Below are 11106 nucleotides of genomic sequence, written 5' to 3'. Positions count from 1 at the left end.
ATCATGAACTTATGGCACGGTTCGACGGCGTGTCCCGTGCACAGGCTCCTGATCGACCGAGCGGCGGACGCTGGCGGGGCGGGTCGGCGGCGGCGGGCTGGGAACTAGCCTGGCGGCATGACGCCCGAGGAGTACACCGAAGCCGTGCTGCGCCTGGTGGAGCAGATTCCACCTGGACGGGTGATGACCTACGGGGCGGTGGCGGACGCTCTGGCCGACGAGTCCGGCCGCAACTCGGCCCGCCGGGTCGGCACGATCATGGCCCGCCACGGCGGCGGGGTGCCCTGGCACCGTGTCGTCGGGGCGGGCGGCCGTCTGCCTCCGGGGCACGAGAACGAGGCCCGCCGCCGCCTCCAGGCGGAGGGCGTCACCTTCCGCGGCGCCCACGTCGCCGCCACCCACATCAACTGAACCCCCGACCGCGCGCCCACCGGCCGCCCATCTGTCGATCAGGAGGCTGTGCCCGCGACACACCGTCGAGCCGTGCCACAAGTTCATGATCGACGGGGAGGCCGGTGGGCGGGGGCCGGTGGGCGGGGCCGTGGGCGGTGGGGTTAGAGGAGGAGGGCTGTTCCGCTGCGGCGGGGGTCGGCGGCGGCGCCGGACAGGCCGATGGCGGACACCCCGCCGAAGTAGTGGTTGAGGGACGGCCAGCGGTTGACGGTGTAGCCGGCGGCGGTGAGGGCGTCGGCGGCGTCGGCCGGGTACCCCGGTTCGACGTGGACGACCTCGTCGAGCGGGTGCAGCCGGGCCGCGGTCACGGCGGCAGCCACGTCCAGCTCCTCGATCAGTACGCCCACCAGCGTGTTCAGCAGCGCCGACCGGATCCGCGAGCCGCCCGCCGAGCCCAGCGCGAGTTGCAGGTTCCCCCGGTCGAGCACGATCAGCGGGCACATCATCGAGCCCATCCGCTCGCCGGGCGCGAGATCGCCCGCGATCAGCTCGCCCTCGCCGAGCATCGAGTTGAGGTGGATGCCGAGGCCGGGCAGCCAGATGCCGGAGCCGAGCCCGAGCGTGGTGGTGACGACGCAGGCGTTGCCCGCCTCGTCGACGGCGGTGACGTTGGTGGTGTTGCCGAGCTTGTCCAGTCGCCGGCGCACGTCGAGGGCGTCGGCCAGGGCGACGGCGCGGCCGCCGCGGTCGAGTTCGGCCAGGTCGGCGGGTAGTGAGCGGATGGTGTCGATGACGCGGTTGAGGTCGGCGCGGCCGAGCACGGTGCGCCCGCCGAGCGGCGCCCCGGCCACCTCGCGGTCGAGCACGCGGTATGACGCGAGGTCCAGCGGTCCGAGCGCGCCGCCGTCGGCGCGGACCGCCTCGACGATGCTCGCGCCGATCTTGCCGGTGTAGCAGGCGGACGGGCCGTCCGAGGCGATCATGGTCAGCGCGTCGGCCAGCCCGGCGTGGTAGAGCATCTCGCCGCCGCGCAGCAGCCGCCCGCCGGGGGCGTACGCGGGCAGGCCCTGGTCGAGCAGCATCGCCTCCAGCAGCGACGGCAGCGTGACGGCGTGCGCCTCGGGGATCGGCGTCCCGGTGTGCGCCAGTTCGACCGCGGGCGCGACGATCTCGGACCAGGGCAGCACGCCCCAGCGGGCGTGAATCTCGCCACACCCGGCGGGCACGCCGGGCACCGCGACGGACGCTCCGCCGATCTCGTACGGCAGCGGCACCTCCCCGAAGGCGACCGAGATCGGCCGCATCGGCCCTGACTTACGATCCGCATCCAAACCAGGCATTGCGACGAAGAAATCAAGGCAGGAAACCCGCCCTGTCGAAGCTTCGAAGTATGTGGCGAAGCCGCCACCGCTCAGGCCAGTGAAAACGGTCTCTCCCACGCAGGCGGCGAAGACCGCGGCGACCGCCGCGTCGGCGGCCGATCCGCCCATCTGGAGTATCCGAAGGCCTATTTCAGCGGTAGCCGGATGGCCCGCTGCCACACCGGCAGGTACCCGCATTCAACTGCCTCCCGTACCATCCGCCCTCATGACATCCAGTGTGGAGGTGATGGAGGCTCCGGGCGAAGCGCTTCCCACGCATGTTCGCATCGGATATTCCCTCGGTTCGCTGACGACCGGGGCGTTCGGCACCGTGCCCGGCCTGCTGCTGCTGCCGTACCTGACCGACACCCTCGGTGTCGCCGCAGGTCTGGCGGGCCTGCTGGTGCTGCTGCCCAAGGCCTGGGACGTGGTGCTCAACCCGGTGGTGGGCCGGCTCTCCGACCGGACCCAGACCCGCTGGGGCGCCCGCCGGCCGTACCTGCTGTTCGCCGGGCTCGCCATGGCGGCGCTGTTTGCCGGCATATTCGCTGCTCCTCTCGGGTTCTCCGACCTGTCGGGGCTGTACGTCGTGGTGATGTTCCTGCTCACCGCGACCGCGTTCGGCTTCTTCCAGGTGCCGTACGTCGCGATGCCCGCCGAGATGACCTCCTCGCCGGACGAACGCACCAGGCTGATGACCTGGCGGGTCGCGTTGCTCGCCACCTCGATCCTGGTCTCCGGCGCGCTCGCGCCGATCATTCGAGACTCCACCGGCGGCGGCCTCCCCGGCTACCGCTGGATGGGCATGTTCGTCGCCGCGATCATGGTCTGCGGCACCCTCTTCGCCTTCTTCAGCACCGCCAAGGCGCCGACCGGCGTGATCACCGCCAGCGAGCCGTCGCTGCGGGCGCAGCTCAAGGTGGTGGCGGCCAACCGCCCGTTCCGGGTGCTGGTCGCCTGCTTCGTGGTCCAGGCCACCGGCGTGGCCTGCATGCTCGGCGGGGTCGAGTACTTCGCCCGGCACGTGCTCGGCGACCCCGGCACCACCACCACGCTGTTCGTGGTCGTGGTCAGCCCCGCCCTGGTGGTCATGCCGCTCTGGCGCCGGGTGGGCGAGCGGCTGGGCAAGCTCAAGGGGTACGTGGTCGCCTCGATCACGCTGACCGTGGCGACCCTGGCGCTGGTCGCGGCACCGGTGCTGCCGCACTGGGCCGTGTACGCCGTCATCGCCGTGATCGGCTTCGGCTATGCCGGGCAGCAGCTGTTCGGCCTGGCCATGCTGCCCGACTGCATCGCCTACGACACCGCCCGCACCGGCAAGCGGCAGGCGGGCGTGTTCACCGGCGTGTGGACCGCGGGGGAGACCCTGGGCCTGGCGCTGGGCCCGTTCATCTTCGGGGTCGTGCTCCAGCTGTTCGGATACATCTCCACCACGGCCGGAACCGCGGTCGCGCAGACCGACTCCGCGCGGACCGGAGTCCTGCTCGGATTCACAGTTGTGCCGGGCCTTATCGTGGGCATCGCACTGGTGCTGCTCCGCGGATACGACCTGGGCGACATGCCCGCGGTGACCGATCCCGAACCGGCTGCCAGCCGCAGGTGACAGTCGGCCCGTGGCGTACGGGCGAGCCACGGAGGGGTGCCATGTTCTCGCAGCAGGTGCAGCAGTTCCATCAGCTGGTGCTGGGGCGTGACCCGATGGCCGCGCTGACGGCCGTGGCCCCGCTGGTGCGCGCCGCGCAGCAGGTGCCCCCGGCCGAGCTGACGCCGGCGGTGGCCTACCTGGCCCCGGCGATCGCGGCGGCGCCGCTGCCGTTCGTGGCCGCCAACGCCGCCACGGCCGCGGGCGCCATGGTCGAGCTGGGCGCCGACCCCGGCCCGCTCACCCGGATCGTGCTGGAGCGGCTGAACGGGGCGCTGACCGGCACCCACGCCTTCCTCGACGCCTGGCTGTCCCGCTTCCCCGGGCGCCCGCTGCCCGAGCGGGACCAGGCCGGCATGACCGTCGCTACCGGCATGCTCGGCGCTGCGATCGGCCCGGCGCCCGCGATGCCGCTGCTGGCGGCGTGGCGCGACGGGCCGCACTGGGCGCTGGCCGCGGTGGCCTGCCTGCACCACGAGACCGCCCGCACGCAGCTCGGCGACCGTGCCGCCTGGATGGCGCAGGTCGACCCGCTGCACTCGACGGCGCCCGCGTTCATGCGGCTCATCCTGGCCCTGCGCATCCTCGACGAGCACGTGCTGGTGGTGCACCGGCCCAGCCGCCACGGCGCGATGGTCTGGCTCGGCGGCATCGCCGACAACTTCCAGCTCCAGGTGCTGCTGGCCGACGCGCTGGTCGGCGCGGGCCTGGTCGAGGGGCGGCGGCCGGAGCAGCGCTGGGTCAACGTGATGCGGTTCGGGCCCGACGGCACCGAACTGGAGCACGTGGACGACTACTTCCACATGTCCGACGCGACCGGCGCGGTGCTGCGCAACGAGACCGGCCCGGCCGACATCTCGGCGATCAGCGGCACCCGGATCCTGATGCTGGACACGCCGCGCTACAGCCGCCACTGGCGGCCGGGGCGCCGGTTCCCGATCACCGCCCAGGCGCGGGTGGACCGCATCCTGACCCAGCAGGAGGTCGACGCCTGGCTGGGGTATGTGGCACCCGCCCAGTGAGCCGCGGGTCTGTGGCCGGGCACCGGTGGAGGTCTAGGCTGGGCCCATGGCCCTGCCCTCGGTGCTCGGAGACCCGATCAAGTTCGTGCTGAACTGGGGTCGGCGCTACTCGCTGTGGGTGTTCAACTTCGGCCTGGCCTGCTGCGCGATCGAGTTCATCGCCAGCAGCATGAGCCGCCACGACTTCATGCGGCTGGGCGTGATCCCGTTCGCGCACGGGCCGCGCCAGGCCGACCTGATGGTCGTGTCGGGCACGGTCACCGACAAGATGGCCCCGGCCATCAAGCGGCTCTACGACCAGATGCCCGAGCCGAAGTACGTCATCTCGTTCGGGGCGTGCAGCAACTGCGGCGGGCCGTACTGGGACTCGTACTCGGTGACCAAGGGCGTCGACCAGATCATCCCGGTCGACGTGTACGTCCCCGGCTGCCCGCCGCGCCCCGAGGCGCTGCTGCACGGCATCCTGCGCCTCCAGGAGAAGATCGCCGCCGAGCAGTCGGGCCTGGGCGGCGTGCACCGTCCCGACACGGCCGCCCTGCTGGCGCCGCCGGTCAACCCGGGCCGCTGACGGTCCGGTTCAGCACGGCGTCCAGAACGTGGCGGACAGCGCGTCGTCGCCGTAGGCGTTCTGGTCTCCTCGCGCGATGGTCTGCCGGATCGATCGCCCGCCCGCGACGAAGTACAGGTCGCCGTGGCAGTCCGCAGGCTCGTCGATCGTGGCGTACACGGTCGGGTTCGCGTAGGTGAGCAGGTAGACGTGCGAGGCGTACAGCTTCTGCGACCCGTCGGGCTCGTAGCGGTACTGCGCCCAGAAGACGCGGATCGTCTCACCGGGGCAGATGCGGTAGTAGAGCTGGCCCTGCTCGATGCCGGACAGCTGGTAACCGCGATCGCCGGGCCCGGTGATCCAGACGTACCCGCGCTTGACACAGCGTGGGGTTCCCTTTGGCTGCGGCGATCCCGGGGCCTGCGCTCCCCCCTTGAGCACCTCGCTGGGCGACAGGCTCGGGCCGGCGGAATCGGACGCCACCGACCACCACGGGTTCGACGATCCAGCCGGCGAAGGGCTGGTGTCCACCGCGGGAAGGCCGCCTCGGCCGGGTATCAGCGGGCTCAGGCCGAGCACCGCGACCACGGCGAGCACGGCCGCGGCGGCGGGCCGGGTGCGCCTGCGGCGCCGCAGCGTGCGCCGCGCCGCGTCCGCCCCGGGCGGGGTGAGCAACGGCCGCACCGCGTCGGCGGTCCCGGCCAGCGCGTCGCGCAGCGGGTCGCGGTCAGACACGGTCCACCTCCTCCGCGTGCTCGTCGGCCAGGTGCCCGGCCAGCGTCGTCCGCGCCCGGTGCAGCCAGGACTTGACCGTCCCCTCGGCCACCCCGATGACCTCCGCGACCTCGGCGACCGGCAGATCCTCCAGATGGTGCAGGATGACGGCCTGCCGCTGCCGCTCGGGCAGCAGGGCCAGCGCCGCGACGATCGCGACCCGGTCCGGCTCGGGCCCGGCCGTGGTGTCCTCCACCCGGCCCCGGGTGACCAGCTCCAGGCCGCGCCGCATCCGGCGCCAGCGGCTGGTCGCCAGGTTCCACGCGGTGCGCCGCACCCACGCCTCGGGCTGCTCGTCCTGGATGCTCGGCCAGCGCGACAGCGCCCGGATCATCGCCTCCTGCACCACGTCCTGAGCCTCGGCCAGGTCGCGGGTGTGCACATAGAGCGAGGTGGCCAGCCGGTGGAACACCGCGCCGTAGAACTCCGCGAAGTCGCGGTGTCCGGTCACGGTCTGCTCCTGGAGTTGTCGGGGTGGCCGCAGCATAACGGGGCTCGCCAATCCCGGTGCGCAAGCGAGTGGTCGAGCGGCGGGCACCGGCGGGCATAGGATGCCGGGCATGACGCCGGAGGAGATCGGGGCACACCTGACACGGCTCGTCGAGGGCGCGCAGGCGGGCGTGTCGAGCGGCGGCGCGTACGCGCGGGCCGTCGTCGACGTGCCGCCGCAGGCGTGGCCGGTGGCGCTGGCCGCCGCCCGCGACGGGCTGGGCTGCGACTTCTTCGACTGGCTGACCGCTGTGGACGAGCTCGACGCCGGGTTCGACGTGGTGGCGCACCTGTGGTCGACCGTCGCCCGGCACGGGGTGCTGCTGCGCACCCGGGTGCCCGCCGACGCCCCGACGCTGGCCTCGGCGGTGCCGGTGTACCCGGGCGCGGCCTGGCACGAGCGGGAGACGTACGAGATGTTCGGCATCGGCTTCCCCGGTGAGCTGGAGCCGCTGCTGCTGCCGCCGGAGTTCGAGGGCCACCCGCTGCGCAAGAGCTTCGTGCTGGCCAGCCGGGTCGCCAAGCCGTGGCCGGGGGCCAAGGAACCGGGCGAGTCCGAGACCGGCACCAGGCGCCAGGCGGTCCGCCCGCCCGGCGTGCCCGCGCCGGGGGAGTGGGGGCCGGCGTCATGACGTGGGAGATCGTGCTGCGGGTGGTGCTGGTCGCGGTGGCGTTCCTGACGCTGCCGCTGCTGGTCGGGCAGACCGAGCACAAGGTGATGGCGCACATGCAGGCCCGGGTCGGCCCGATGTACGCCGGGGCCTTCCACGGTTGGGCGCAGCTCATCGCCGACGGGGTCAAGTTCGCGCAGAAGGAGGACCTGACCCCGCGCGAGGCCGACGGGCCGGTGTTCCGGCTGGCCCCGGCGGTGGCGCTGCTGCCGTACCTGCTGGTGCTGCTCGTGATCCCGCTCGGGCCGGGCGACCTGGTCGGGCAGCCGCTCGACGTGGGCCTGTTCTTCGTGCTCGCGATCGTGGGCGTAGGCGTGGTCGCGGTGCTGATGGCGGCGTGGTCGTCGGCGAACAAGTACGCCCTGCTCGGCGGGCTGCGCGCCGCCGCCCAGCTGCTCGGGTACGAGCTGCCGTTCGTGCTCGCCGCCGCCAGCGTCGCGATGGCCGCCGGCTCGCTGAGCCTGCCTGAGATCGTGGCGTCGTGGCGGCCCTGGTGGCTGCTGTGGCAGCTCCCGGCGATGGTCGTCTTCTTCGTGGCGGGCCTGGCCGAGATCCGCCGCCCCCCGTTCGACATGCCGATCGCCGACTCGGAGCTGGTCTTCGGCTACCTCACCGAATACACCGGCCTGCGCTTCGCCTTCTTCCTGCTCGCCGAGTACGTCGGCATCGTCGTGATCTCGGCGCTGACCGCCGCGCTGTTCCTCGGCGGCTGGCACGGGCCGTGGGCCGACTCGGTCGGCTGGCTGTGGATGCTGCTGAAGACGGGGCTGGTCGCGTTCGTGGTGATCTGGCTGCGGGTCGCGTGGCCGCGGCTGCGGGAGGACCAGTTGCAGCGGCTGTGCTGGCTGGTGCTGGTGCCCGTGGCACTCGCGCAGCTCGTCCTCACCGCCGCCGTGCGCATCGCCCTCCAGTAGGGAAGGGCGCCTTCTCCTCGGTTCACGTGGAGGAAGGGCGCCTTCTCCACCGCCAGGACGGGCTCCTACTCGCGCGGGGGACGGCGACACGGCAGGATGGTGCGTATGAGCATTCCTGGCGCGGGACTGGGCAAGGGGCTGGCTGTCACGCTCAAGACGCTCGTCGCGCCGAGCATCACGCAGCAGTACCCGGACGTGGCTCCCGAGCTGCCGCCCCGCTCGCGCGGCGTGATCGCGCTGCGGGAGGAGAACTGCACGGTCTGCATGCTCTGCTCGCGCGAGTGTCCCGACTGGTGCATCTACATCGACTCGCACAAGGAAGAGGTCGTCGTGCCCGGCGCGGCCCGCCCGCGCCAGCGCAACGTGCTCGACCGCTTCGACATCGACTTCTCGCTGTGCATGTACTGCGGGATCTGCATCGAGGTGTGCCCGTTCGACGCCCTCTACTGGTCGCCCGAGTTCGAGTACGCCGAGTACGACATCCGCGACCTGCTGCACGACAAGGACCGCCTCGGCGAGTGGATGGCCACCGTGCCGCCCCCGCCGCCGCACGACCCCCACGGTGAGCCGTCGAAGGAGGAGACCGCCGTGGCCAAGCGGGCAGGCACCTCGTGACGCTGCTGGACGTGGCGCTCACCGTCGCGGGCCTGCTCGCCGTCGCCGGCGGGGTCGCGGTGGTGAGCACGAAGCAGCTGGTCCGCGCCGGGTTGTGGCTGGTCGTCGCGCTCGGCGCGGTCGCGGTCGAGTTCCTGCTGCTCGGGGCGGAGTTCGCGGCCTGGGTGCAGGTGCTCATCTACGTCGGCGCCGTGGTGGTGCTGCTGCTGTTCGCGGTGATGCTGACCCGCGCCCCGATCGGGCGCAGCCCCGACCTGGACCGCCCGCTGCTGCCCGCGCTGCTGGTCGGCGCCGCCGCCGGGCTGGGCCTGGCCGGGCTGTTCGCCGCCGCGTTCGGGCGGCTGACCGTCCCGGCTCCGGCGCCCGGCACCGCGCAGAAGCTGGGCACCGCGATCTTCGACGACTGGGCGCTGCCGTTCGAGGTGCTGTCGGTGCTGCTGCTGGCGGCGCTGGTCGGCGCGATCGTGCTCTCGCGGCGGGAGACGGCCCGATGATCCGCCCGGTGATCCCGCTGGTGACCGCGGCCCTGCTGTTCGGCCTCGGCACGTACGGCGTGCTGCGGCGGCGCAACGCGGTGCTGGTGCTGATGTCGGTCGAGCTGATGCTCAACGCCGTCAACCTGATCCTGGTCACCGGCGACGTGCTGCGCCCGAAGGTGACCGGCCAGGTGTTCACCCTGTTCGTGATCGTGCTCGCGGCCGCCGAGGTCGGTGTCGGCCTGGCGCTGGTGCTGCGGCTGTTCCGGCTGCGCCGCGACATCAACATCGACCAGGTGCCGCTGGACGAGCCGGGCACCGCAGCGGCGCCCGATCCGGCGCCCGCGCCCGTGCTCGACGAGGAGCCGACGCGATGACCGAGCTGCTGGTGCTGGCCCCGCTGCTGTGCGGGCTGGTCGGCCTGCTGGTGCCCATGCGGAATCGCCCCGTCGCGGCGGCGCTGGGCATCGCCGGGGCGGCCGCGAGCCTGATCGCGGTGGTCGCGCTGCTGGCGCGCGGGACGACCGGCGAGCAGACCCGCTCCTGGGCCGGCTTCGGGGACCTCTCCGTGACGCTGACGTCGCTGCTGGACACGCGGGCGCTGCTGGTGGCGCTGGCGGTGGCCGTGGTGGCGCTGTGCGTGCAGGTGTACTCCAACGGCTACCTGCACGGCGACGAGCGGTACGGGCCGTACGCGGCCCAGATCTCGATCTTCACGGCGGCGATGCTGACCGTGGTGTGCTCCGGCGACCTGATCCTGCTGCTGATCGGCTGGGAGGTCATGGGCGCCTGCTCGTACCTGCTGATCGCGCACGACCGCGCCCTGCCCGAGGCGCCGCGCGCCGCCGTCAAGGCGTTCCTGGTGACCCGGGTCGGCGACGTGGGCTTCCTGCTCGGCATCGCCCTGCTCGGCGTGCACGCGGGCAGCTTCCAGCTCACGAAGGTGCTGGCCGCGGTGCCGACGATGGGCACCGGCACGGTCACCGCGGCGGCGCTGCTGCTGCTGGCGGGCGTGTTCGGCAAGAGCGCCCAGTTCCCGCTGCACACCTGGCTGCCCGACGCGATGGCCGGCCCGACCCCGATCTCGGCCCTGATCCATGCCGCGACGATGGTCGCCGCCGGGGTGTACGTCGTCGCCCGCCTCTACCCGGTGTTCGAGGCCGCGCCGGCCGCACGGATCGTGCTCGGCGCCAGTGCCGCGATCACGCTGCTGCTCGGGACGCTGGCCGCCACCGCCGCCGACGACCTCAAGCGGGTGCTGGCCTGGTCGACGGTGTCGCAGCTGGGCTACATGATGGCGGCGCTGTCGGTGGGCGCGGTGAACGCGGCCCTGTTCCACCTGCTCGCGCACGCCGCGTTCAAGGCGCTGCTGTTCCTGTGCGCCGGATCGGTGATCCACGCGGTGGGCAGCAACCTGATGTCGCGGATGGGCGCGCTGCGCAGGCCGATGCCGTGGACGTTCTGGACCATGACGATCGGCCTCGGCTCGCTCGCGGGCCTGCCGCCCCTGGTCGGCTTCTTCAGCAAGGAGGCCGTCGTCGGCTCCCTGCACGAGCAGCCGGTGCTGTGGGCCGTCGCGCTGGTCGGCGTCGCGCTGACCGCCTGGTATGCCACCCGCGCCTGGCTGCGCGTCTTCTTCGGCCGCGGCAGCGAGCACACCGCGCACGCGCACGAGCCGAACTGGTGGCTGCGCGGCCCGCTGGTGCTGCTGGCGGTCCCGTCGGCCGGGCTCGGCATCGGCGTGCTGCTGACCACCTCGGACCTGATCCACCTCGACCTCGCCGTCCTGCTGCCACTGGCGCTGGCCGTGCTCGGCGGGTGGGCCGCCTGGTGGGGTTGGCGCCGCGCCGGTGCAGGCGACCCGGCGCAGGTGCTGGGCAGTGCCGGTCCGTTCCTGGCGAGCGGGCTCGGGCTGGACGCGGTGCAGGACGCGCTGGTGGTGCGCCCGGTGCGGGCGCTGGCCCGCGCGGTCACCGCGATCGACACGGCCGGGGTCGACGGCGCGGTCAACGGCCTGGGCCGGGCCACCGTCGCGGCCGGTGGCGAGGTCGTCGCCTGGCACCGCGCCCCGCTGCCGCGCGCACTCGCGGCCGTGCTGCTCGGCGCGGTGGTCGTGACGGTTACGGCGGTGATGTTCGGATGAGCGAGCGGAGCGAGCGAACAATGGGCTCAGCGCGGCCTGTGCCTCATGCCGGTTGCTCG

13 protein-coding genes are annotated in these 11106 nt (G+C 72.9%); 10 read left to right on the top strand and 3 right to left on the bottom strand.

Annotation, left to right across the window (positions count from 1 at the left end; translation table 11 throughout):
- Positions 1-117 precede the first annotated feature (117 nt).
- The gene (locus tag Cs7R123_RS17525) at positions 118-411 is read left to right on the top strand and encodes an MGMT family protein (RefSeq protein ID WP_212827806.1); all 294 of its coding nucleotides are present in this window, start codon (positions 118-120) and stop codon (positions 409-411) included.
- A gap of 143 nt (positions 412-554) precedes the next feature.
- Here Cs7R123_RS17525 and Cs7R123_RS17520 read toward each other — a convergent pair whose 3' ends face one another.
- A complete protein-coding gene (locus Cs7R123_RS17520; RefSeq protein WP_212827805.1) occupies positions 555-1952 on the bottom strand; it encodes a gamma-glutamyltransferase in 1398 nt (465 codons plus the stop codon).
- Positions 1953-1980: 28 nt separating this feature from the next.
- Between Cs7R123_RS17520 and Cs7R123_RS17515 the strand changes: the two genes are divergently transcribed.
- From Cs7R123_RS17515 to Cs7R123_RS17505, 3 genes are read left to right on the top strand one after another with little or no spacing between them, the layout of a single operon-like run.
- Positions 1981-3357 carry an MFS transporter gene (locus tag Cs7R123_RS17515; protein ID WP_212827804.1) on the top strand — a complete coding sequence of 459 codons (1377 nt, stop codon included), beginning with the start codon at positions 1981-1983 and terminating at the stop codon, positions 3355-3357.
- A gap of 41 nt (positions 3358-3398) precedes the next feature.
- Positions 3399-4418 (top strand): hypothetical protein, encoded by a 1020-nt coding sequence (locus Cs7R123_RS17510; protein WP_212827800.1) that lies wholly within the window; start codon positions 3399-3401, stop codon positions 4416-4418.
- A gap of 46 nt (positions 4419-4464) precedes the next feature.
- Complete coding sequence (locus tag Cs7R123_RS17505; RefSeq protein ID WP_212827798.1) at positions 4465-4986, top strand: NADH-quinone oxidoreductase subunit B; 522 nt, start codon at positions 4465-4467, stop codon at positions 4984-4986.
- A gap of 9 nt (positions 4987-4995) precedes the next feature.
- Here the strand turns inward: Cs7R123_RS17505 and Cs7R123_RS17500 are convergent, their stop codons facing one another.
- Both Cs7R123_RS17500 and Cs7R123_RS17495 read right to left on the bottom strand, forming a co-directional pair.
- Positions 4996-5700 carry a hypothetical protein gene (locus tag Cs7R123_RS17500; protein WP_212827796.1) on the bottom strand — a complete coding sequence of 235 codons (705 nt, stop codon included), beginning with the start codon at positions 5698-5700 and terminating at the stop codon, positions 4996-4998.
- Positions 5693-6190, bottom strand: coding sequence for a SigE family RNA polymerase sigma factor (locus Cs7R123_RS17495; RefSeq protein WP_244871878.1), 498 nt, complete (start codon positions 6188-6190; stop codon positions 5693-5695). Before Cs7R123_RS17495 ends, Cs7R123_RS17500 begins: the two co-directional genes overlap by 8 nt.
- Before the next feature lie 109 nt (positions 6191-6299).
- On the opposite strand from Cs7R123_RS17495, the gene Cs7R123_RS17490 reads away from it, so the two are divergent.
- The 6 genes from Cs7R123_RS17490 to Cs7R123_RS17465 all read left to right on the top strand — a co-directional run bounded on the left by Cs7R123_RS17490 (position 6300) and on the right by Cs7R123_RS17465 (position 11047).
- Complete coding sequence (locus tag Cs7R123_RS17490) at positions 6300-6860, top strand: NADH-quinone oxidoreductase subunit C (RefSeq protein WP_212827792.1); 561 nt, start codon at positions 6300-6302, stop codon at positions 6858-6860.
- The gene (locus Cs7R123_RS17485; protein ID WP_212827790.1) at positions 6857-7813 is read left to right on the top strand and encodes a complex I subunit 1 family protein; all 957 of its coding nucleotides are present in this window, start codon (positions 6857-6859) and stop codon (positions 7811-7813) included. The genes Cs7R123_RS17490 and Cs7R123_RS17485 overlap by 4 nt, the downstream gene beginning before the upstream one ends.
- Before the next feature lie 96 nt (positions 7814-7909).
- Entirely contained in the window at positions 7910-8428 is a 519-nt protein-coding gene (locus Cs7R123_RS17480) for an NADH-quinone oxidoreductase subunit I (protein WP_212827788.1), read from the top strand.
- Complete coding sequence (locus tag Cs7R123_RS17475) at positions 8425-8922, top strand: NADH-quinone oxidoreductase subunit J (protein WP_212827786.1); 498 nt, start codon at positions 8425-8427, stop codon at positions 8920-8922. Before Cs7R123_RS17480 ends, Cs7R123_RS17475 begins: the two co-directional genes overlap by 4 nt.
- On the top strand, positions 8922-9281 hold the full coding sequence (gene nuoK / locus Cs7R123_RS17470) for an NADH-quinone oxidoreductase subunit NuoK (RefSeq protein WP_212829228.1): 360 nt from the start codon (positions 8922-8924) through the stop codon (positions 9279-9281). The genes Cs7R123_RS17475 and nuoK overlap by 1 nt, the downstream gene beginning before the upstream one ends.
- Positions 9278-11047 carry an NADH-quinone oxidoreductase subunit L gene (locus Cs7R123_RS17465; RefSeq protein ID WP_212827783.1) on the top strand — a complete coding sequence of 590 codons (1770 nt, stop codon included), beginning with the start codon at positions 9278-9280 and terminating at the stop codon, positions 11045-11047. The genes nuoK and Cs7R123_RS17465 overlap by 4 nt, the downstream gene beginning before the upstream one ends.
- Positions 11048-11106 lie beyond the last annotated feature (59 nt).

The organism is Catellatospora sp. TT07R-123, from assembly GCF_018327705.1.
In the GTDB taxonomy this organism is placed as follows: domain Bacteria; phylum Actinomycetota; class Actinomycetes; order Mycobacteriales; family Micromonosporaceae; genus Catellatospora.
Note: the sequence above shows the minus strand (reverse complement) of the source record. Positions and strands in the feature narration are given on the sequence as shown.